This window comes from Aureimonas sp. AU22, assembly GCF_001463745.1.
Taxonomy (GTDB): domain Bacteria; phylum Pseudomonadota; class Alphaproteobacteria; order Rhizobiales; family Rhizobiaceae; genus Aureimonas.
Map to the genome: position 1 here is coordinate 70500 of NZ_BBWJ01000028.1, position 22217 is coordinate 92716.

The following is a 22217-nucleotide window of genomic DNA, read 5'->3' on the forward strand; positions in this document are numbered from 1 at the left end:
CACCGATCTTCCAGAAAAAACCGCAGGATCATCATGCAGATCGCGATCATCGGCCTCGGCCGCATGGGCGGCAATATCGCCCGCCGCCTCATGGCGCACGGCCACGAATGCCTCGTCTTCGACCGCAACGCGGAGGCAGTCTCGGGCCTGGCTGGCGAGGGCGCCAAGGGGGCCTCGTCGCTCGGCGAGCTCGCCGGCCTCTTCACCGGACGGCGCGTCTTCTGGGTCATGCTGCCCGCCGGAGAACCGACGGAGGCCACGATCCGCGAGCTTGCCGACCTGGCCTCGCCCGGCGACGTCGTGATCGACGGCGGCAACTCCTTCTACAAGGACGACATCCGGCGCTCCAAGGAACTGGAGCCGAAGGGCATCCGCTACGTCGACGTCGGCACTTCCGGCGGCGTCTGGGGGCTGGAGCGCGGCTACTGCATGATGATCGGCGGGCCGGAGGATACGGTGCGCGAGCTCGATCCGATCTTCGACGCCCTGGCGCCGGGCTATGGCGACATCGAGCGCACGCGAGGCCGCAATGCCCCGGACGACCGCGCCGAGCGGGGCTATATCCATGCCGGACCGGCCGGCGCCGGCCATTTCGTCAAGATGGTCCACAACGGCATCGAATACGGTCTGATGCAGGCCTATGCCGAGGGCTTCGACATCCTGAAGACCAAGAATTCCGAGCATCTTCCTGCCGATGAGCGGTTCGACCTCAACCTCCCCGACATTGCCGAGGTCTGGCGCCGCGGCTCGGTGATCTCCTCCTGGCTCCTCGACCTCACGGCCATCGCGCTGGCAGGCGACCGGAACCTCGAGCATTTCTCCGGCAATGTCGCCGATTCCGGCGAGGGACGCTGGACGCTGGAAGCGGCGATGGAGGAGGCGGTGCCGGTCAACGTGCTTTCGGCCGCCCTCTACGCCCGCTACCGCTCGCGCCAGATGGCGACGTTCGGCGACAAGATGCTGTCGGCCATGCGCTACGGCTTCGGCGGCCACGTCGAGATCCCGCAATAGGATGGGAACGACGCTCGACCTCCATCTCGCCAGGTCCATCCGCCTCGTCATCTGCGACATCGACGGCACGATGGTGCGCGACGACAAGACCCTCGCGGACGCCACGGTCGAGGCCGTCGCCCGTGCGCAGAAGGCCGGCATCGCGGTCACGCTCATCAGCGCGCGGCCGGCGAGCGGACTCGGAAGCATCGTGCGCGATCTCCAGATCGCAGGTGCTGTCGGCGCCTTCAACGGCGGCACTCTCTTCCGGGCGGACGGCGAGGTGATCGAGGCCCATCGCCTGGCGGCGGCGGACGCGCGGGAGGCGGTCGAGCGTCTGGATGCGGCCGGAGTTCCGGTCTGGGTCTTCGCCGACGGGCTGTGGCTCGCCCGTTCGGAGGACGCGCTCCACGGAGACCGCGAGCGCAAGGCGGCGTGCGTCGATCCGACGATCGTCCAGGACTTCTCGCCCTGGTTCGACCGGACGGACAAGGTGGTCGGCGTGTCGGACGACCATCCCCTGGTCGAGCGCATGGAGCGGGAGATCGGAGCCACGCTGGGGCGGACCGCCAACGTCGTCCGCTCGCAGCTCTACTTTCTCGACGTGACCGCGAAGGTCGCCAACAAGGGCGACGGGGCGGCATTCCTGGCGAAGGCCCACGACGTGCCGCTCGAACGGACGGCGGCGGTCGGCGACATGCCGAACGACATCCCGATGCTGACGCGCGCCGGGCTCGGCGTCGCGATGGGACAGGCCGGGGAGGCGGTGCGCGCGGCGGCTGGGTTCGTCACCGCGTCCAACGAGGAGGACGGCGTGGCGCGTTTCCTCGATCGACTGGTCGAGGCGCAGCGCGACTGAGCCTCCTTTGCCGCACCCAGCGAACCCGAAGGCCGCGCCGGATTTCGCTGCGGGGTCCTTAGCGCGGTCGCACCGTGAGGCTCTGCGCCACCGAGCCGAGCGGGCCGTTCGCGTCGTGCAGGATCGAGTGCGTCAGGCCGATCCCGCCGGCATCGAAGGTGACGCTCGTGTCGAAGCCGAGCCATCCCGGCGCCGGCACGCGCAGGAGATGCGCGGTCAGGTCCACGTTGGGGAAGAAGGCCTCGTCCGGCCGCAAGCGCGGCGTGATGCCGTTGGCGAAATCCACCATGCCGAGCGCCCAGGCCGTGCCGCTGACGCTCTCGCCGCCAATGAGGGCGTGGGGCGTGCGGATCCAGCCTCGTGCCCGGCCTTGGCCGAGCGGCTCGCGGCGTCCCTCGATCGAGGCGACGCAGGCCCCGGCCCATGAGCCGTCGAACGCGTGGTCGGGCAGTCCTTCGGGGGGCGCGAGCGGTGTGAGGGCCGTGCCGGCGATGCTCGAGGCGTCGAAAGCCTTGAGCAGCCAGGCCCGCGCGAGCAGCACCGGCCGTCCGTCGTAGAGAAGCCGGGCCTCGACGAGCTCGATCGTTCGGCCGGGGCGCAGGACGCTCGTCTCGACGGTCACGACGCCGATCGGGACGACGCCGAGAATGTCGTAGGAGACGCGAGAGACCACCAGCGGATCGGCGCCGCGCCGCTCCCGCATGTCCGCCTCGATCGCATGGGCGACGAGGCCGAGCGCCGGGGCGATGTGCTGCTCGGCGGGGTTCCATGCGCCTTCGGTGAGACGGGTCGCGCGAAAGGCGCGGGCGCCCTCGCGCTCGAAATAGGAACCGGGTCGGTCGGTCATGCGATGTCCCCTGCACGGGCGAGAAGCTTGCGGGCTTGGGCAAGGTGCGGCGCGTCCACCATGCGCCCGTCCACCTGAAGCGCCCCGGCCCCCGGCGCGGCGGCGAAGGCGGCGACGATGCGCCGGGCGCTCGCCACGGCCGCCGCATCCGGCGTGAAGGCGGCGTTGATCGCGGCGACCTGGGCGGGGTGGATCGCCATCATGCCGGTGAAGCCGTCGCGCGCGGCGCGGGTCGCGAAGGCGAGAAGGCCGGCTTCGTCGCGCAAGTCCGGGTAGACGGTCTCGATCGCGGCGACGCCCGCCGCGTGGGCGGCGAAAAGGGCGAGCGAGCGGGCGAGCTCGTAGGGCGGCGTGAAGCGGCCGTCCGCCTCGCGGCTCGCGGACGCGCCGATCGCGGCCGGCAGGTCCTCGGCGCCCCAGGTGAGTCCGGCCAGCCGATCCCCGACCTCGGCGTAGCTGCCGAGCCCGAAGATCGCGGCGGGGGTCTCGGTGGCGATCGGCAGGATGGGCGCGTCGATCCCGGCCTCCGCTAGCCGCGCGGCGCAGGCGCGGACATCCGCCGCCCCTTCGGCCTTGGGCAGCATCACGGCGTTCGGTGAAAGACCCCGCAGCGCCCGGAGATCGGCCTCGAAGAGCGGCGTTCCCAGCGGGTTGACCCGAACGAGGAGGCGCGCCCGGCCGCGTTCCTGTCCGAGACGATCCGCTACTGCGGCGCGGGCGGCATCCTTTGCGCTGGGGGCGACGGCGTCCTCGAGGTCGAGGATCACCGCGTCGGCGCCGCTGGATCCCGCCTTCGCGAATCGGTCCGGCCGGTCGCCGGGCACGAAGAGAAGCGAGCGGAGGTTCACGCAACTGCCTTCCGCTTCACGAGCGCGGTGCGCAGGCACTCGCACACGATCTCGTCGCGCTGGTTCAGCATGCGGTGCGCGAAGGTGACGATGCCGGCCTCCGGGCGCGAGCGGCTGTCCTTCAGCGCATGGATCTCGGTCTCGGCGCGCAGCGTGTCGCCGAGGAAGACCGGCTTCGGCATCACGAGCTTGTCGTAGCCGAGATTGGCAACGAGCGTTCCGAGCGTCGTATCGCCGACCGAAAGGCCCACCATCAGCGCGAAGGTGAAGGTGCCGTTGACGAGGATCTGGCCGAACTCGCTCGCGCGCGCCGCCTCGGCGTCGAGGTGGAGCGGCTGCGGGTTGTGGGTCATCACCGTGAAGAGAAGATTGTCCGTTTCCGTCACGGTGCGGCGGATGTCGTGGACGATCCGCTCGCCGACGGTCCAGTCCTCGAAGGGGCGCCCCGCCATCAGACCGTCTCCCGTTCGATCCGGGCGAGCAGCGTGCCCTCCGGCACCTGCGCGCCCTGCGCCACCTTCAACGCGGTCACAATCCCGGAGAAGGGCGCGACAAGCGCCTGCTCCATCTTCATCGCCTCCAGCACCATGAGCTTTTCACCCTTGGCGACGCTTTGCCCCTCGCCGACATGGACCGCGATGACGGTGCCCGGCATCGGCGAGAGGATGGCGCCGTCGCCCTCGCTCTGTGTCCCGGCGCCGGCGCTTCGGCGAGGGCCGAAGGGCCAGGCCTCGCCGTCGAGAAAGGCGACGCCGCCCGCGATCGCGACGGCCGGATGCCGCTTCGGATCGCCGCGATAGGGCATCCCGGCGATGTCGAGCTCCACGGCCCTCTCGGGCGGGGCGTTGAGGCGGAAGCCGGCGAGGTCGGTCCACGGGTCGCCGGTGTGGGCTGGCAGGAGCGCGGCCGCGGCCGCTTCCACCACACGATCCGGCGGCTCGGCTGCGGGGACCAGCGCTTCCGCGTGGCGCTCGATGAAGCCGGTGTCGACCTCCGCCGCCACGAAATCCGGATGGCCGGCGGCCCGGGCGAGAAATCCCGCATTGGTCTTCAGCGGCCAGACCTGCACGCCTTGCGCGGCCTTCGCCAGACGCCGCGCCGCCTCCACGCGCGTCGCGCCGTGCACGACGAGCTTGGCGATCATCGGGTCGTAGAAAGGCGTGATTGCATCCCCTTCGTCGACGCCGCTATCCACGCGAACGCCCGGGGGAAAGCGCAGGCGCTCGACCGGGCCGGTGGAGGGGAGGAAGCCCGTCGCCGGATTCTCGGCGTAAAGACGCGCCTCCATTGCCCACCCGTTGATCGAAAGGTCATCCTGGGCGAGGGGCAGGGGCTCGCCGGAGGCCACGCGCAACTGCCACTCCACGAGATCCTGGCCGGTGATCGCTTCGGTGACGGGGTGCTCGACCTGGAGACGCGTGTTCATCTCCATGAACCAGATGCGATCCGCTCGCAGCCCTTCCGACCCGTCGGCGATGAACTCGATCGTACCGGCCCCGACGTAGTCGACGGCTTTGGCCGCGCGCACCGCCGCCTCGCACACGGCGTGCCGCGTCGTCTCGTCCATGCCGGGGGCGGGGGCCTCCTCGATCACCTTCTGGTGGCGGCGCTGGAGCGAGCAGTCGCGCTCGAAGAGGTGGAGGACGTTGCCATGCGTGTCGCCGAAGACCTGCACCTCGATGTGCCGGGGCGCGGTGATGTAACGTTCCAAGAGCACGCGGTCGTCGCCGAACGCGGCGGCCGCCTCGCGCCGGCAGCTTTCCAGGAGGGCGGGAAAGTCGGCCAGCGCGTCGACGCGGCGCATGCCCTTGCCGCCGCCGCCCGCCACCGCCTTGATCAGGAGCGGGGTGCCGATCGCCTCCGCCTCGCGCAGGAGGCGCTCGGGGCTCTGGTCGGCGCCGAGATAACCCGGCGTGACGGGGACCCCGGCCTCGATCATCCGCGCCTTGGCGGCGTCCTTCAGGCCCATGGCGCGGATCGCGGCGGCGGGGGCGCCGACCCAGACCAGACCCGCAGCAGCCACGGCTTCCGCGAATTCGGCATTCTCCGACAGGAAGCCGTAGCCGGGATGGATCGCCTCGGCCCCCGTCCTGCGGGCGGCGTCGAGGATGCGGTCCTGCCGGAGGTAGCTGTCGCCGGCGGGCGCGGTGCCGATGCAGACGGCCTCGTCGGCTTCCGCGACGAAGGGCATCGCGGCATCGACGTCGGAATGGACGGCCACCGTGCGGATGCCGAGCCGCCGGGCGGTGCGGAGGATGCGGCGGGCGATCTCGCCGCGATTGGCGATCAGGAGGCTCTCGATCATCGTCACATCCGGAACAGGCCGGCGCGCGGGCGCTCCGGGATCGGGGCGTTGAGCGTCGCCGAGAAGGCGAGGCCAAGGACGTCGCGCGTCTCGGCCGGGTCGATGATACCGTCGTCCCAGAGCCGGGCGGTGGCGTAGTAGGGGTTGCCTTCGTCCTCGTATTTCCGGCGGATCGGTGCCTTGAAGGCTTCTGCCTCTTCCGCGCTCCAGCTCTCGGCATCGCGGTGGACGGTGGCCAGAACGCTCGCCGCCTGCTCGCCGCCCATCACCGAGATGCGCGCGTTCGGCCAGGAGAACAGGAAGCGTGGCGAGTAGGCCCGCCCGCACATGCCGTAGTTGCCGGCCCCGAAGCTGCCGCCGATGAGGACGGTGATCTTCGGCACGGTGGCGGTCGCCACAGCCGTCACGAGCTTGGCGCCGTTCTTGGCGATGCCCTCGCCCTCGTAACGGCCGCCGACCATGAAGCCCGAGATGTTCTGGAGGAAGAGGAGCGGCACGCGGCGCTGCGAGGCGAGCTCGATGAAATGGGCGCCCTTCAAGGCGCTCTCAGAGAACAGGACGCCGTTGTTGGCGAGGATCGCCACCGGCATGCCCCAGAGATGGGCGAAGCCGCAGACCAGCGTGGTGCCGTAGAGCGCCTTGAACTCGTGGAACTCGGACCCATCCACCAGTCGAGCGATCACTTCGCGCACGTCGTAGGTGGTGCGAAGGTCGGTCGGCACGATGCCGTAGAGTTCGGCCGGGTCGTGGAGCGGCGGGCGCGGGGGCTGGCGCTCGATGTCCACGGCCTTCGGCCGGTTGAGCGTGCCGAGGATGTCGCGCACGATGAGGAGCGCGTGGCTGTCGTTCTCGGCGACATGATCGACGACACCGGAGCGCCGGCCGTGCGTCTCGGCGCCGCCGAGGTCTTCCGCCGAGATCACCTCGCCCGTCGCCGCCTTCACCAGCGGCGGGCCGGCGAGGAAGATCGTGCCCTGGTTGCGGACGATCACGGTCTCGTCGCACATCGCCGGCACATAGGCGCCGCCCGCCGTGCACGAGCCCATGACGCAGGCGATTTGCGCAATGCCCGTCGCCGACATCTGCGCCTGGTTGAAGAAGATGCGGCCGAAATGGTCGCGGTCGGGAAAGACTTCGGCCTGATGCGGCAGGTTGGCCCCGCCCGAATCCACGAGATAGACGCAAGGGAGGCGGTTCTCCCAGGCGATCTCCTGCGCGCGCAGGTGCTTCTTCACCGTCATCGGGAAATAGGCGCCGCCCTTCACGGTCGCGTCGTGGGCGACGATCATGCATTCGCGCCCCGCAATGCGGCCGATGCCGGCGATCATCCCGGCGCCGGGCGCGCCGTCGCCATACATGCCGTTGGCGGCGAGCGCGCCGATTTCGAGGAAGGGCGAGGCCGGGTCGAGGAGGCGGCCGACCCGGTCGCGCGGCAGGAGCTTGCCCCGCGCCACGTGGCGGGCGCGGTGCTCGGGCGAGCCGCCGAGCGCCGTTTTGGCCGTGGTCTCGCGCAGGGTCTCTGCCAGCGCGCGGTTGTGGGTGGCCTGGGCGGCGAAGGTGTTGGAGCGGGTGTCGACCAGCGATCGAAGCGTCGGCATCGTCGGCCTACTGCACGCGCGGCGCGGCTTGGCCGATCAGCTCGCGGCCGACCAGCATGCGCCGCATCTCGTTGGTTCCGGCGCCGATGTCGAGGAGCTTGGCGTCGCGCCAGTAGCGCTCCACCGGCCAGTCGCGCGTATAGCCGGCCCCGCCGAGCGCCTGGATCGCCTCGCCCGCCACCCGCACCGCGCTTTCGGAGGCGAGGAGAATGCATCCCGCCGCATCGAAGCGCGTGACGCGGCCGGCGTCGCAGGCTTTCGCCACCGCGTAGCAGTAGGACCGCGAGGCGTTCAGCGCGACATACATGTCGGCGACCTTCGCCTGCATCAGCTGGAACTCGCCGATCGGGCGGCCGAACTGCCGGCGCTCGCGCACGAAGGGGACGACCACGTCGAGGCAGGCCTGCATGATGCCGATCTGGATGCCGGACAGCACCACGCGTTCGTAGTCGAGCCCGGACATCAACACCTGCACGCCGCCGTTCAACGGGCCCATCACCTGTTCGTGCGAAACGAAGCAGTCGTCGAAGACGAGTTCGGCCGTCGGCGAGCCGCGCATGCCGACCTTGTCGATATGCTGGCCGATGGTGAAGCCGGCCATCCCCTTCTCGACCAGGAAGGTGGTGATCCCCTTCGAGCCGGCCTGCGGATCGGTCTTGGCGTAGACCACCAGCGTATCGGCGTGGCTCGCGTTGGTGATCCAGAACTTGGTGCCGTTGAGACGCCAGCCGCGGTCCACAGGGTCGGCCCGCAGCTTCATCGAGACGACGTCGGAGCCGGCTGACACCTCCGACATGGCGAGGCTTCCGACATGCTCGCCGGACACGAGCCCCGGCAGATACCGCGCCTTCTGCTCGGGGCTCGCCCAGCGGCGGATCTGGTTGATGCACAGGTTCGAGTGGGCGCCGTAGGAAAGGCCGATGGCAGCCGACGCGCGGCTCACCTCCTCGCAGGCGACGAGGTGCTCGAGATAGCCGAGCCCGAGGCCGCCGTCCGCCTCCTCAACCGTGATGCCATGGAGCCCGAGCGCTCCCATCTGCGGCCAGAGTTCGCGGGCGAAGCGGTCCTGCCTGTCGATCTCAGCTGCGATCGGCTCGATCCGGTCCAGCGCGAAGCGTCGCGTGGTGCTGCGGATCGTATCCGCCATTTCCCCGAGGCCGTAATCCAGGTCCGTCAACGCGCCCTCCCAAGCTGCCGGAACCAAGTCTACGGCTCCCGGGCGCGGCGCGCAAAATCGAAAGATGGGGGCAGCGGCCACGAGAACGCGGCGCCGCGCTAGGCGTCCGGGCGGACCGGCGCCGCCCTACGCTTCGCCGTAGTGCTCGATCAGACAGGCGAGTTCGAGCGCGGTCCAGCCGAGGAGCGCGGCGATCGCCAGAACCGTGCCGCCCGCGCCGATGGCAAGCACGAGCGCCAGCGCCCCTAGAGCATTCGGGTTCGGCCCGGGCATGGGGGGCAACATCGGACGTCTCCTTCGGAAATGGACGGGGCGCCGGGATGCATATCGCGCGAGGCGTCGGGCGGACCAGTCGCAACCGTTCGTTAACCCTACCCGCGCGCCGAAAAGCCGGTCGCGCACGTTCCGTCGCCGTCGACCGAGAATGGGTCTCCCGCATGCATCGCCGGGGCCCGATGCGCCTATGGACCGCCTGCATTCCCGGCGATCGCCTGTTCCGGAGCGGCTCCGTCGGCGATCGCCGGCCGAGGTCATCAGGCATCCCGAAATGCCGCCGCCCTGATCGCCACTGGCGAGCGGCGGCTGTATGGTGACGTTCTGCTTCGCAAGGGAATGCTGCATCCATGACATCCACCATCCGGCCGAGTGCCATCGACAGCCACCAGCATTTCTGGCTGACCTCGCGTGGCGACTACGGCTGGATGGGCGATCATGTGAAGCCGCTCCTGCGCGACTTCATGCCGGGCGATCTCGAGCCCCTCCTGCGCCGCGCCGGCATCGACCGGACGATCCTCGTCCAGGCGGCAGAAACGGAAGCCGAAACCGACTTCCTCCTCGAGATCGCGGCCCGCACGCCCTTCGTCGCGGGTGTCGTCGGCTGGCTCGACATGGATGCGGACGGCTTTGCCGAGCGCCTCGCGCATTACCGGGCGAACCCGTATTTCGTCGGGCTGCGGCCGATGCTGCAGGATCTCGAGGACGACGCCTTCATCCTGCGCCCGCGCGTCCTCGACAACCTCCGGCGGGTCGCCGACAGCGGTCTCGCCTTCGACATCCTGACCTTCCCGCGCCATCTGCCGAACGTCGCCAAGGCGCTGGAGGGGGTGCCGAGCCTGCGCGCCGTGGTGGATCACCTGTCCAAGCCGGCGATCGCGACCGGCGACCTCGACCCCTGGGCCGCCGACATCGCGGCGGTCGCGGCCTTTCCGAACGTCTCGTGCAAGGTGTCCGGCATGGTGACGGAGGCAGGAACCGACTGGACGCTCGACGATCTCGCGCCTTACGTCGACCACGTCGCCCGCTGCTTTGGCGCGGACCGGCTCCTGTTCGGCTCGGACTGGCCGGTCGCGACGCTCGCCGCCGAATACGGCGAGGTCGCCCACGCGGCGCGGGCCCTTCTCGGACGCCATTTCGGGCCGGACGAGATGGCCAAGGTGTTCGGCGAAAACGCCGCGCGATTCTACGGCCTCGGCGCCTGAAGGTTCGTCTGTTCCCTCCCACGAAAGGGTTTCGGTCGGTCCGGTCTTCATCCCGGGAAGTCCGCGCTCTTGCGGCATGCGGCGCCCCTCCATCCCGCCCGAACGGCCGCCAGGCGGCCGGTTCGTCTTGCCGGCCCGGCAAAACGCCCTCGCGCGATCGACGGGGCGCGGTTATCAGCATCGCAGGGGATGGCATGGGACCGGGAGGGGATATGTCCTTGAAGCTTTTCGACCTGAGTGGGCGCACGGCGCTCGTCACCGGCTCCGGCCAGGGCATCGGCCTGTCGCTCGCCGAAGGGCTTGGCCGGGCCGGCGCGCGCGTCGTGCTCAACGGCCGGGACGGGGCCAAGCTCGATGCGGCCGCCGAGCGCCTGCGGGCCGAGGGCATCGCGGCGGAGGTCGCCGTCTTCGACGTGACCGACCACGCCGCGGTGAAGGCCGGCGTCGATCGCATCGAGGCCGGGATCGGTCCGATCGACATCCTCGTCAACAACGCCGGCATCCAGCGCCGGGCGCCGCTGGAGGACTACCCGGCGGAGACCTGGTCCGAGATCATGCGCGCCAACGTCGACTCGGTGTTCTTCGTCGGTCAGGCTGTCGCCCGGCACATGATCGGCCGCCGGCGCGGCAAGATCGTCAACATCGCCAGCCTCCAGGCGCAGGCCGCGCGCTATTCGATCGCCCCCTACACCGCGACGAAGGGCGCGGTGCTGAACCTCACCAAGGGCATGTGCACGGACTGGGCGCGCCATGGGCTGCAGGTCAACGCCATCGGCCCCGGCTATTTCGAGACGCCGCTGAACCAGGCGCTGGTGGACGATCCGGCGTTCACGCAATGGCTGACCCAGCGGACGCCGACCGGCCGCTGGGGGCGGGTAGAGGAGCTGCAGGGCGCCTGCATCTTCCTCGCCTCCGATGCTTCGAACTTCGTCAACGGGCAGATCGTCTATGTCGACGGCGGGGTTCTGGCCACCCTCTAGAAGGGGCCGGAGGCTGCCGCCGACCTGCCCCGTGAAGAGGCATTGCCAGAAATTTCGGCATCGCATAGCGTCGCGACTCAAGGAAGCATGCCGGCGCGCCAATGCTGCCGGCGGTCACCAGGCGAGGTCCCCCATGTTCCGTTTCACGACGTCTCTGTTCGCCGGCACGATGCTTCTCGGCGCCCTGGCGACCAACCTTCCGGCCTTTGCGGATACGCCGGCCGATACGCTGGTGATCGCCAACGCGATCGACGACATGATCTCGCTCGACCCCGCCCAGAGCTTCGAGTTCTCCGGCCAGGATCAGGTCAACAATCTCTACGAGACACTGGTCGAGCTCGATCCGAAGACGCTGACCCCGATCCCGGGCCTCGCCTCCCAGTGGTCGGTATCCGAGGACGGCAAGACCTTCACCTTCGTCATGACGGAGGGACGCAAGTTCGCCTCCGGCAATCCGGTGCGGGCGCAGGACGCCGCCTTCTCGCTGCAGCGCGTCGTCAAGCTCAACCAGACGCCCGCCTTCGTGATCGGCCAGTTCGGGCTGACGCCCGAGAACGTCGAGGCCAAGGTGCGCGCGACCGACGACCGGACGCTGGTGATCGAGACCGACCGCCCCTTCGCGCCGTCCTTCCTCTACAACGCCCTGACGGCGGAGGCCGGCTCCGTGGTGGACATGGAGACGGTGATGGCGAACGCCTCCGGCGAGGACCTCGGCAACGCCTGGCTGTCGCGCCATTCGGCGGGATCGGGGCCCTATACGCTGCGTTCCTGGTCGCCCAACGAATCGGTGATCCTGGAGGCCAACCCCAACTGGTTCCGCGCCAGCGAACTGGCGATGAAGCGCGTCTTCGTGCGCCACGTGGTGGAGCCTGCGACCCAGCGCCTGCTTCTGGAGAAGGGCGACGTCGACATGGCGCGCAACATGACGCCCACCGACGTCGCGGCGATCCAGGGCAAGGACGGGGTCAAGATCGAGGACAACCTGCGCGGCCAGATCTACTACCTCTCCGCCAACCAGAAGAACGAGATCCTGGCCAAGCCCAAGGTCCTCGAGGCGCTGCGCTACGCGATCGACTACAAGGGCATGGCCGACACGATCGTGAAAGGCACCAACGTCGTCCACCAGTCCTTCCTGCCGGCCGGGTTCCTGGGCGCCATCGACGACAAACCTTTCTCGTTCGATCCGGCGAAGGCGAAGGCGCTCATCGCCGAGGCGGGCTATCCCAACGGCTTCGACATCGAGGTCCTGATCCGCAACGAGCAGGAGCGGATCGACATCAGCCAGGCGCTGCAGGGCCAGTTTGCGCAGGCCGGCATCAACCTGTCGATCCGCTCGACGACGGGCGCGGAAGCCCTGTCGATCTACCGTGCGCGCAACCACCAGCTGACGCTCCAGACCTGGGGGCCGGACTATCCCGACCCGCACACCAACGCGTCCGTCTTCGCCGCCAATGCCGACAACTCGGACGCCGCACAGCTGACCGGCAACCTTGCCTGGCGCAACGACTACGCCGCCACCGAGACGACCCCGATGGTGGAAGCGGCGGTGGTCGAGAAGGACGAGGCCAAGCGGCGCGCCCTCTACGAGGAGATGCAGCGCATCTCGCAGAAGTCCTCGCCCTTCATCCTGATGTTCCAGCGGATCGAGCAGACCGCGATGCGCCAGAACGTGACGGACTTCACGGCCGGCGGCGCCGTCGCCTCGGCCTTCTACTGGCCGGTGCACAAGACGCAGTAACGCGCCGGCATGAGCACGTTCGATACCGGGACCCCGCGCGGGACCTTCGCGCGCGCGGGAGTGCTCGCCCGTCTTGGCGCCCCGCGCATTCTGGCGCGCGGCGCGGGCCTCCTGTTCTCGCTTCTCGTCACCCTGTTCGGTCTCCTCCTCGTCACCTTCCTGATCGCCCGCGTGGTGCCGCTCGACCCGGTGCTCGCGGTGGTCGGCGACCGGGCGACGCAGGCGCAGTACGAGGCGGCGCGCGTCGAGCTCGGGCTCGACCGGCCGCTGCCCGAGCAGTTCGTGCGCTACGTCTCGGAGGTCGTGCGCGGCGATCTCGGGCAGTCCAACCTCACCTCCCGCCCGGTTCTCGAGGATATCGCGCGCGCCTTTCCGGCGACGCTGGAGCTTGCGACGCTCGCCACCCTCATCGGCGTCCTCCTCGGCATTCCGGCCGGCGTCGTCGGAGCGGTGACCCAAGGCCGCTGGCCCGACCAGGTGATCCGCGTCGTCGGGCTGCTCGGCTATTCCATGCCGGTGTTCTGGCTGGGTCTCGTGGCGCTCCTCGTCTTCTACGGACAGCTCGGCTGGACCGCGGGCCCGGGCCGGCTCGACGTGACGGAGCAGTTCACCTACGAGATGGACGTCACCCGCTACACCGGCTCGGTGATCCTCGACAGCGCCTTTTCCGGGGCCTGGGACGTGCTCCGCAACGCGCTCGCCCATGTCGTGCTGCCGGCAGGCGTCCTGGGCTACTTCTCCATGGCCTACCTCGCGCGCATGACGCGCTCCTTCATGCTGGAGCAGCTCGGCCAGGAATACGTGACGGCCGCCCGCGTGAAGGGCGTGCCGGAATGGCGCGTCGTCTGGGTCCATGCGCTCGGCAACGCGATGGTGCCGCTGATCACCGTGATCGCCCTGTCCTACGCCTCCCTGCTGGAGGGCTCGGTGCTGACCGAGACCGTGTTCGCCTGGCCGGGGCTCGGCCTCTACATCACGCAGGCGCTGTTTGCCGCCGACTTCAACGCGGTTCTGGGAGGCACGCTGGTGATCGGCGCGACGTTCATCGTCCTCAACCTCCTGTCCGACCTCCTCTACACGCTCGTCGATCCGAGGGCGCGATGAGCGTTCCGGCCCCCCCGTCGTCCTGGCGCGCCTGGCTCAGCTCGGACACGCCGCGTTCGCGACTTCAGGCGCGCTGCATCGCCGCCTGGAACGGATGGAGGACGCTCACCGGCAACGCGCTCGCGATGGTCGGCCTCGGGATCATCGTCCTCCTCGTCCTGATGGCCGCCTTCGCGCCGGTCATCGCGACCCATGCGCCGAACGCGCAGGATCTCGCAGGCCGCCTCAACCCGCCGGGTTGGAACGGCCACCTCCTCGGCACCGACGAACTCGGCCGCGACATCTTCTCGCGCCTCGTCTACGGCTCGCGCGTGACGCTCTACATCGTGGCGCTGGTGGCGGTGACGGCACCGGTCTTCGGGCTCGTGATCGGCACGGTGTCGGGCACGCTCGGCGGCTGGACCGATCGCGTCCTGATGCGCGTCACCGACATCTTCCTCGCCTTTCCGCGCCTCATCCTGGCGCTGGCCTTCGTGGCGGCGCTGGGGCCGGGCATCGTCAACGCGGTGCTGGCCATCGCGCTCACCGCCTGGCCGGCCTATGCGCGCGTCGCACGGGCCGAGACGCTGACGGTGCGACGCTCCGACTACATCGCCGCCGCGCGGCTGCAGGGGGCCGGGACGCTGCGCATCATCATCGGCCACGTCATGCCGATGTGCCTGTCTTCTGTCGTGGTGCGCGTGACGCTCGACATGGCCGGCATCATCCTCACCGCCGCCGGTCTCGGCTTCCTCGGCCTCGGCGCACAGCCGCCGCAGGCCGAATGGGGGGCGATGATCTCGACGGGCCGCCAGTTCCTGCTGTCGCACTGGTGGGTGGCGACGATCCCGGGCCTTGCGATTCTCACCGTCAGCCTCGGCTTCAACCTTCTGGGCGACGCGCTGCGCGACATCCTCGACCCCCGGAGCGGCGCGCGATGACCGAGCCTCTCCTGTCCGTTCTCGATCTTCGCGTCACCTTCGACACGCGGCGCGGACCCTTCGAAGCGGTGCGCGGCGTCTCGTTCGACGTCGGGCGCGAGCGTGTCGGCATCGTCGGCGAATCGGGCTCCGGCAAGTCGATGACCGGGCGCGCGGTGCTCGGCCTCGTGCGCCCGCCCGGCCGCGTCGAGGCGAGCCGCATCGTGTTCGACGGCACCGATCTGCGTGGGCTGCCGGAGCGCCGGATGCGCACGATCCGCGGCCGGCGCATCTCGATGGTGATGCAGGATCCCCGCTACTCGCTGAACCCGGTGATGCGGGTCGAGCGGCAGATCGCGGAAGCTTTGCGCGTCCATGGCCGCCCGTCCGCCGCCGAGATCCGGCGCCGCTCGATCGACATGCTGACGGAAGTGCAGATCCGCGACCCCGAACGGGTGCTCGCCGCCTATCCGCACGAACTCTCGGGCGGCATGGGCCAGCGCGTGATGATCGCGATGATGCTGGTGACCGAGCCCGAGCTCCTGATCGCCGACGAGCCGACCTCCGCGCTCGACGTCACGGTGCAGCTCGAAGTCCTGCGCATCCTCGACGACCTCGTGCGGCGACGCGGCATGGGCCTCGTCTTCATCAGCCACGACCTGCGCCTCGTCTCGACCTTCTGCGACCGGGTGCTCGTCATGTATCGCGGCCGGATCGTCGAGGAGATCGCGGCCGAACGCCTGCACCAGGCGACGCACCCCTATACGCAGGGTCTTCTCAACTGCCTGCCCCGCATCGGCGGCGGGCATGGCGACCTGCCGGTGCTGGAGCGCCAGGCCGCCTGGAGCGAAGCATGAGCGTGCCGCGTATCGCCGTCGACGCCCTTACCACCGTCTACGGCGAGGGCGCGCGTCGGGTCGAGGCGGTGAAGGCCGTGTCCTTCAGCGTCGAGCCGGGCACAGCGTTCGGCCTCGTCGGCGAATCGGGATCGGGCAAGTCCACCGTTCTCCGGGCGCTGTGCGGCCTCGCGCCGGTGTCGGGTGGACGCGTCCTCTTCGACGGCGAGGCGCTTTCGGGGCGTCGCAGCCGCGCGTTCACGCGCCAGGTGCAGATGGTGTTCCAGGACCCCTACGGGTCGCTCCATCCCCGCCACACGATCGACCGCATCCTGTCCGAGCCGCTGTCGATCCACGGCCTGTCCGACCGCGACCGCCGCATCGAGGCGGCGCTCGCCGATGTCGGGCTCGATCCCGCCTTCCGCTTCCGCCTGCCGCACCAGCTGTCGGGCGGGCAGCGTCAGCGCGTGGCCATCGCGCGGGTGCTGATCCTCGAGCCGAGCGTCCTGCTGCTCGACGAGCCGACCTCCGCACTCGACGCCTCGATCCAGGCCGAGATCCTGAACCTCCTGGCGCGGCTGCGGCGAGAGCATGGGCTCACCTACCTCTTCGTCAGCCACGACCTCGCGGTGATCGACCACATGTGCGATCGCCTCCTGGTGATGCGCGCGGGCGAGGCCGTGGAGGAACTGGACGCCGAGGCGCTGGCGACACGGCAGGTGGAAAGCGCGTATACCCAGGCGCTGATGAAGGCGAGCGAGGGCTTCGTGCGCCCCGCTGCCGTGTGACGCCTTTCCGAAGGACTCGAGATTTTGTCGAATACCGACCGCATTCCCGTCTTCGACGGTCACAACGACACGCTGCTCCGCCTGATGGAGGATGCGACCGGCGAGGCCGAACGTCGCTTCTTCGAGGGCGGGGCGGGCGGTCATATCGACATGGCGTTGGCGCGGGAAGGGGGCCTTGCCGGCGGACTCTTCGCCGTGTTCCCGCCCTCGCACATGGACGCCTCGCTCTCCGACGCGATGCGCGTGCCGCCTTACTCCCTGCCGTTTCCGCACACGCCGAGTCTCGCTGAAGCGCGCGAGACGACGCTCCGGATGGTCGCGATCTTCCTGCGGCTGGAGCGTGCCTCGAAGGGCGCGTTCGCGATCTGCCGCACGGCCGGGGATATCGAAGCGGCGATGATCGCGGGGCGCTTCGCCGCGGTCCTCCATATCGAGGGCGCCGAGGCGATCGACGCCGATCTCGACGCGCTCGACGTCCTCCATGCCGCGGGCCTGCGTTCGGTCGGGCCGCTCTGGAGCCGCCCGAACCATTTCGGCCATGGCGTGCCCATGCGCTTTCCCTCTTCGCCGGACACCGGGCCGGGCCTGACGGATGCCGGCAAGCGGCTGGTCCAGCGCTGCAACGAGCTGCGCATCCTGGTCGACCTGTCGCATCTCAACGAGAAGGGCTTCGACGACGTCGCGGCCCTCACCGACGCACCGCTCGTCGCCACCCACTGCAACGCCCATGCGGTGACGCCGCACAGCCGCAACCTCACCGACCGGCAGCTGGATGTGATCCGCGCGACGGGCGGCCTCGTCGGCCTCAACTTCGCCACCGCATTTCTCGGCGACGGGGGCATGGACGAGACGATCGGCCTCGACCCGATGCTGCGCCATCTCGACCATCTCCTGAAGCACTTGGGCGAGGACGGCGTCGCGCTCGGCTCCGACTTCGACGGCGCGACGATCCCCGCCGCGATCGGAACCGCCGCCGGCCTGCCGCGTCTCCTGGAAGCGATGGCGGCGGCCGGCTACGGGCGCGACCTCGTCGAGCGCATCGCCTGGCGCAACTGGCTGTCGGTCCTGCGTCGGACCTGGGGGAGCTGATCGGGACGAGGTTCGGGAGGAACGAGATGGACGACCCCCACCGATTGCAGCGTTTCGTCGATGCACAGGAGCCCGTGATGGACGCCGTGCTCGCCGAGCTCCGGAATGGCCGCAAGCGCAGCCACTGGATGTGGTTCGTTTTTCCTCAGATCGCGGGCCTCGGTCGAAGCCCGACGGCGCAGCACTACGCCATCGCGTCGCTGGACGAGGCAAAGGCCTTTCTCGCCCATCCCGAACTCGGCACCCGCCTTCGGCGCTGCACCGAACTCGTCAACGCCGTCGCCGGACGCTCCGTTCTCGAGATCTTCGGCTCGCCGGACGACGTGAAGTTCCACTCCAGCATGACGCTGTTCAACCATGCCTCCGACGGTGACCCGCCCTTCGCCGCCGCGCTGGACAAGTACTTCGCCGGCGCGGCCGACCCCGCGACGCTCAGCATTCTGGGTGGCGCGCCCAAGCGTTGAGGCGCTACAGCGCTCCTTGCGCGGGCATCGGCAGGAAGGCCACCCGCTCGTAGGGCACGTCGGCGCGCGGCAGCGCTGCGCGATCGCGAATGATGTCGGCGGCCTTTTCCGCGATCATGATGGTCGGCGCGTTGAGATTGCCGGTGGTGATCGAGGGCATGATCGAGGAATCGACCACCCGAAGCCGCTGCGTCCCGATCACGCGCGTTTCGGGGTCCACCACGGCCAGCGGATCGTCCACCGCTCCCATCTTGCAGGTGCAGGACGGGTGGTAGGCGCTCTCCACGTGCTCGGTGACGAAGCGGTCGATCTCCTCGTCGCTCTGCACCGCCTCGCCCGGCTGGATCTCGCGGCCCCGATAGCGGTCGAACGAGGGCTGCGCGAAGATCTCGCGCGTCAGACGCACGCAGGCGCGCATCTCCGCCCAGTCGTCGGGATGGCTCATGTAGTTGAAGAGGATGCGGGGCGCTGCCGCCGGATCGCCGGAGGCGAGGCGCACGTGGCCGCGCGACTTCGAGCGCATCGGTCCGACATGGGCCTGGAACCCGTGTTCGGAAGCGAGGCCGCGCCCGTCGTAGGTCACGGCGAGCGGCAGGAAGTGGTACTGGATGTCGGCATGCTCGACGTCGGGGCGCGAGCGGATGAAGCCGCAGCTCTCGAAATGGTTGGTGGCCCCGAGACCCCGCTTGGTGAAGAGCCAGCGCGCGCCGATCGATCCCTTGGCAAACGGCGTCATCGCAGAGAACAGCGTGATCGGCTCGCGGCAGGCGACCTGGAAATAGAATTCCAGATGATCCTGCAGGTTCTCGCCGACGCCGCGTCGGTCCGCCACGACGGCGATCCCGTGGCTCTTCAGCTCGGCGCCGGGTCCGACGCCGGACAGCTTCAGGAGCTTCGGGCTGTTGATCGACCCGGCGGCAAGGATCACCTCGCGCCGGGCCAGCGCCCGGCGCGCCACACCGCCGACCCGGTAGGCGACGCCGGACGCGGCGGTGCCGTCGAAGAGGACGCGCTCCACCAGCGCATGCGTGACGACCTTGAGGTTCGGCCGGCCGAGCGCCGGCTTCAGATAGGCGTTGGCGGTGGACCAGCGCCGGCCGTTGTGGACGGTCATGTCCATCCGGCCGAAGCCTTCCTGCGTCGCGCCGTTGATGTCCTCGTTGAGTGCATGGCCGGCTTCGCCCGCCGCGCGCACGAAGGCGTCGTAGAGCGGGTTGGCGAGCGTGCCGTAGGTCGTGTGCAGCGCGCCCTCGGCCCCGCGATAGGGATCGCCCCCCGCTCGCCGGTTCTCGGCCCGGCGGAAGTAGGGCAGGACGTCCGGGTAGCTCCAGCCCGCGGCACCCTCGTTCTCCCAGCGGTCGAAATCGGCCGGCGCGCCGCGCACATAGACCATGCCGTTGATCGAGGACGAGCCGCCCAGCACCTTGCCGCGGGGGCAGTTCATCCGCCGGCCGCCTAAATGCGGTTCCGGTTCGGATGCATAGCCCCAGTTGTACTTGCGCATATTCATCGGGATCGACAGCGCGCTCGGCATCTGGATCAGCACCGAGCGGTCCGAGCCGCCGAACTCAAGGACGAGGACGGTGCTCCGGCCGTCCTCGCTCAGCCGATTGGCAAGGACGCAGCCGGCCGAGCCGGCGCCGACGATCACATAGTCGAAGCTCTCGATCTCCACGGCTTGCCGCTCCGGTCAGTAGGGGGCGTCGACGCGCCCGAGATTGACGTAGACGCTCTTGGCCTGCGTGTGCGCCAGAAGCGCCGCGCGCCCGTTCTCGCGGCCGAGCCCCGATTCCTTTGCGCCGCCGAAGGGCAGTTCGATCGGCGTGATGTTGTAGGTGTTGATCCAGGTCGTACCCGCCTCGAGGCGCGCCACGACGCGGTGCGCGCGGGCCAGATCCCGGGTGAAGACGCCGGCGGCCAGGCCGAAGCGCGTGTCGTTGGCGCGGCGTACCACCTCGTCCTCGTCGCGGAACGGCAGCACGGTCATGACGGGGCCGAAGATCTCCTCGCGCACGATCGCCATGTCGTCCGTGCAGGCGTCGAAGATCGTCGGCTCGACGAAGAAGCCGTCCGCCAGAGGTCCGGCGGTCGCGCGCTCGCCGCCGGCCAGGAGCGTCGCGCCGCCGCGCCTGCCCGCCTCGATGTAGGACAGGACCTTCTTCATGTGCGCCTCGGAGATGAGGGCGCCGACCTGCGTCGCGGGGTCGGCGGGATCGCCGACGACCATGGCGCGGGTCCGCTCGGTGAGCTTGCGCAGAAACGCCTCGCGCACGTCGTCGTGGACGAAGACGCGCGTGCCGTTGGAGCAGACCTCGCCGGCCGAATAGAAGTTGGCGAGCATCGCGCCGCCGACGGCATCATCGAGGTCGGCGTCGGGGAAGACGATCAGGGGCGACTTGCCGCCGAGCTCCAGCGTCACCTGCTTCAAGGTGGTGGCGGCGTCGGCCATCACCTTCTTGCCGGTGCCGACCTCGCCGGTCAGCGAGATCTTGGCGATGCCGGGATGGCGCGACAGGAGGCGCCCGGTGCGCCCGTCGCCCTGCACGACGTTGAAGACGCCGGCCGGCACGCCGCACTCGGCCATCACCTCGGCGAGCTTCAGGGCGGTCAGCGGCGTCAGTTCGGCCGGCTTGAAGATGAAGCTGTTGCCGGCGGCGAGCGCGGGAGCCGCCTTCCAGCAGGCGATCTGGAGCGGATAGTTCCAGGCGCCGATGCCGGCGACGACCCCGAGCGGCTCGCGCCGGACATAGCCGAAGGCGGAGGGGCCGAGATCGACGTGCTCGCCCGCGATGCCGGCGGCGAGCCCGGCGAAGTATTCGATGCAGTCGGCGCCCGACAGGACGTCGACGGCGAGCGTTTCCTGGATCGGCTTGCCGGTGTCCTTCGTCTCCAAGAGCGCGAGCTCGTCGTTGCGCTCGCGCAGCCGGCTGGCCACGCGGTTGAGGATGCGCCCGCGCTCGGCGCCGGTCATCGCGCCCCAGGCCCGCTGCGCCTCGCGCGCCAGCGCCACCGTCTCGTTCACCTCCCGCTCGCCGGCGATCGCGATCTCGGCCAGCACCTTCCCGGTCGCGGGGTTGATCGTGGCGAAGGTCTCGGTCTCGGCCTCTTGCGGCAGGTAGGCTCCGCCGACATGACTGGTGAGCACCGGCACGCCCGGCATGCGCGGTGTCGCGCCCAGGCGCCGGTTCGCGGGTTTCGGCCTTGCTTCGGCGATCTGCACGTCGGTGAAGCTCGTGGCGATGGCGCAAGCCGCCGCGCTGTCGGTTTCCCCGGCATCGGACAGGGAGGAGCGCAGCCAGAGCCCGTCGATCACCGCGGCGATGGCCACCGCGACCCGGCCGACGTCCTCGGCCGCCACCAGCTGCCGGAGGTCGTGACGCAGGTTGGACAGCATGCGCTGCTGGTAGACCCGCTGAACGCGCTTCAGCCGGGCCGAATGCAGCACCTGCCCCCAGAAGGCGAGCCAGACGGAGCCCGTGCGGCTATCGAATTCTTCCGGCGCGAGGTTGGCGTCGATCACGCACTGGATCCGCTCGCGCGGGCCGTCGGCCCGTTGGAGGCGCCAGCGCGTGCCGTCGGAGACGCGCGTCGCCAGGTGACGTAGCGTCGCCTCGAGGAGGCCGTCCTTGTCTCCGAAGTAGTGCGACACCAGCGAGGGCGCGACCCCCGCACGGCCAGCGATCTCCGAGAGGCTCGCGGCCGCGAAGCCGACATCGGCGAGCGCCTCGATCGTTGCCTCGATCAGCTGCCTGCGGCGCTGGTCTTCGAGGCCGAAACGAGGGGCGGTGTTGGGGCGGCCCATGAAGACAGTCTCCGTCGCATGCGAAGGGCAGAGCGGGTTGATCACCCATTCAATCGACCGAAAACCCGGCCGATGCAATCCCCGATGCCGCGCAGGCGCACAAGCGTACCGGCTTCGTTACCGGCAGTAGAGCGAGAAATATGCGCAAAACTCGTGCACGCTGACTTCGAATTGGTCCGGGAACGTCTTCGGCCACAAGAATTGAACGTGCGTTCAACAGGTGCTTGACAGGCGCCGGGACGCAGTTCTCAATAGGCGGCGACGGTTCGATTGATCGGGCGATCCGCAAGGCGGTTCGTTTGTTGTCATCACTGCGATGGCGGGGATATCCGGGGTCCGGAGGGAGAGCGAATGATGTCGTCGAGCCGGGTTCTGGCCGCAAGCCTTGCCACCCTCGTGATCGCGGCTCTCCCGT

20 protein-coding genes are annotated in these 22217 nt (G+C 69.6%); 11 read left to right on the forward strand and 9 right to left on the reverse strand.

Annotated features, from left to right (window positions below):
- The first annotated feature begins 33 nt into the window (after positions 1-33).
- Together gnd and AUL34_RS10060 are read left to right on the forward strand one after the other, a co-directional pair.
- Positions 34-1011, forward strand: coding sequence for a phosphogluconate dehydrogenase (NAD(+)-dependent, decarboxylating) (gene gnd / locus AUL34_RS10055; protein WP_061933573.1), 978 nt, complete (start codon positions 34-36; stop codon positions 1009-1011).
- Position 1012: 1 nt separating this feature from the next.
- Positions 1013-1849 (forward strand): Cof-type HAD-IIB family hydrolase, encoded by an 837-nt coding sequence (locus AUL34_RS10060; protein WP_061933574.1) that lies wholly within the window; start codon positions 1013-1015, stop codon positions 1847-1849.
- A gap of 58 nt (positions 1850-1907) precedes the next feature.
- On the opposite strand, the gene AUL34_RS10065 is transcribed toward AUL34_RS10060, so the two are convergent.
- The 7 genes from AUL34_RS10065 to AUL34_RS22220 all read right to left on the reverse strand — a co-directional run bounded on the left by AUL34_RS10065 (position 1908) and on the right by AUL34_RS22220 (position 8909).
- Positions 1908-2696, reverse strand: coding sequence for a thioesterase family protein (locus AUL34_RS10065; RefSeq protein ID WP_061933575.1), 789 nt, complete (start codon positions 2694-2696; stop codon positions 1908-1910).
- Positions 2693-3544 (reverse strand): CoA ester lyase, encoded by an 852-nt coding sequence (locus tag AUL34_RS10070; RefSeq protein WP_061933576.1) that lies wholly within the window; start codon positions 3542-3544, stop codon positions 2693-2695. The genes AUL34_RS10065 and AUL34_RS10070 overlap by 4 nt, the downstream gene beginning before the upstream one ends.
- Entirely contained in the window at positions 3541-3996 is a 456-nt protein-coding gene (locus AUL34_RS10075; RefSeq protein ID WP_061933577.1) for a MaoC family dehydratase, read from the reverse strand. Before AUL34_RS10075 ends, AUL34_RS10070 begins: the two co-directional genes overlap by 4 nt.
- Positions 3996-5849, reverse strand: coding sequence for a biotin carboxylase N-terminal domain-containing protein (locus AUL34_RS10080; protein ID WP_061933578.1), 1854 nt, complete (start codon positions 5847-5849; stop codon positions 3996-3998). Before AUL34_RS10080 ends, AUL34_RS10075 begins: the two co-directional genes overlap by 1 nt.
- A 2-nt stretch (positions 5850-5851) precedes the next feature.
- Entirely contained in the window at positions 5852-7447 is a 1596-nt protein-coding gene (locus AUL34_RS10085; RefSeq protein ID WP_061933579.1) for a carboxyl transferase domain-containing protein, read from the reverse strand.
- Between the two features lie 7 nt (positions 7448-7454).
- Positions 7455-8594 carry an acyl-CoA dehydrogenase family protein gene (locus AUL34_RS10090; RefSeq protein WP_061933603.1) on the reverse strand — a complete coding sequence of 380 codons (1140 nt, stop codon included), beginning with the start codon at positions 8592-8594 and terminating at the stop codon, positions 7455-7457.
- A gap of 156 nt (positions 8595-8750) precedes the next feature.
- Positions 8751-8909, reverse strand: coding sequence for a hypothetical protein (locus tag AUL34_RS22220; protein ID WP_156420867.1), 159 nt, complete (start codon positions 8907-8909; stop codon positions 8751-8753).
- Positions 8910-9247: 338 nt separating this feature from the next.
- On the opposite strand from AUL34_RS22220, the gene AUL34_RS10095 reads away from it, so the two are divergent.
- The 9 genes from AUL34_RS10095 to AUL34_RS10135 all read left to right on the forward strand — a co-directional run bounded on the left by AUL34_RS10095 (position 9248) and on the right by AUL34_RS10135 (position 18000).
- Entirely contained in the window at positions 9248-10102 is an 855-nt protein-coding gene (locus AUL34_RS10095; RefSeq protein WP_061933580.1) for an amidohydrolase, read from the forward strand.
- A 212-nt stretch (positions 10103-10314) separates the two neighbouring features.
- Complete coding sequence (locus tag AUL34_RS10100) at positions 10315-11082, forward strand: SDR family oxidoreductase (protein ID WP_061933581.1); 768 nt, start codon at positions 10315-10317, stop codon at positions 11080-11082.
- Positions 11083-11215: 133 nt separating this feature from the next.
- Positions 11216-12820, forward strand: coding sequence for an ABC transporter substrate-binding protein (locus tag AUL34_RS10105; RefSeq protein WP_061933582.1), 1605 nt, complete (start codon positions 11216-11218; stop codon positions 12818-12820).
- A 9-nt stretch (positions 12821-12829) separates the two neighbouring features.
- Positions 12830-13924, forward strand: coding sequence for an ABC transporter permease (locus tag AUL34_RS10110; RefSeq protein WP_082653286.1), 1095 nt, complete (start codon positions 12830-12832; stop codon positions 13922-13924).
- A complete protein-coding gene (locus AUL34_RS10115; protein ID WP_061933583.1) occupies positions 13921-14844 on the forward strand; it encodes an ABC transporter permease in 924 nt (307 codons plus the stop codon). Before AUL34_RS10110 ends, AUL34_RS10115 begins: the two co-directional genes overlap by 4 nt.
- Positions 14841-15680: an ABC transporter ATP-binding protein gene (locus tag AUL34_RS10120; protein ID WP_061933584.1), complete on the forward strand. Its 840-nt coding sequence runs from the start codon at positions 14841-14843 to the stop codon at positions 15678-15680. The genes AUL34_RS10115 and AUL34_RS10120 overlap by 4 nt, the downstream gene beginning before the upstream one ends.
- Positions 15677-16447 carry an ABC transporter ATP-binding protein gene (locus tag AUL34_RS10125; protein ID WP_061933585.1) on the forward strand — a complete coding sequence of 257 codons (771 nt, stop codon included), beginning with the start codon at positions 15677-15679 and terminating at the stop codon, positions 16445-16447. Before AUL34_RS10120 ends, AUL34_RS10125 begins: the two co-directional genes overlap by 4 nt.
- A gap of 24 nt (positions 16448-16471) precedes the next feature.
- The gene (locus tag AUL34_RS10130; protein WP_061933586.1) at positions 16472-17536 is read left to right on the forward strand and encodes a dipeptidase; all 1065 of its coding nucleotides are present in this window, start codon (positions 16472-16474) and stop codon (positions 17534-17536) included.
- Positions 17537-17562: 26 nt separating this feature from the next.
- Positions 17563-18000 carry a DUF1810 domain-containing protein gene (locus tag AUL34_RS10135; protein ID WP_061933587.1) on the forward strand — a complete coding sequence of 146 codons (438 nt, stop codon included), beginning with the start codon at positions 17563-17565 and terminating at the stop codon, positions 17998-18000.
- A 4-nt stretch (positions 18001-18004) separates the two neighbouring features.
- On the opposite strand, the gene betA is transcribed toward AUL34_RS10135, so the two are convergent.
- Both betA and betB read right to left on the reverse strand, forming a co-directional pair.
- Complete coding sequence (gene betA / locus AUL34_RS10140; RefSeq protein ID WP_082653287.1) at positions 18005-19675, reverse strand: choline dehydrogenase; 1671 nt, start codon at positions 19673-19675, stop codon at positions 18005-18007.
- A gap of 15 nt (positions 19676-19690) precedes the next feature.
- A complete protein-coding gene (betB, locus tag AUL34_RS10145; protein WP_061933588.1) occupies positions 19691-21802 on the reverse strand; it encodes a betaine-aldehyde dehydrogenase in 2112 nt (703 codons plus the stop codon).
- Positions 21803-22217 lie beyond the last annotated feature (415 nt).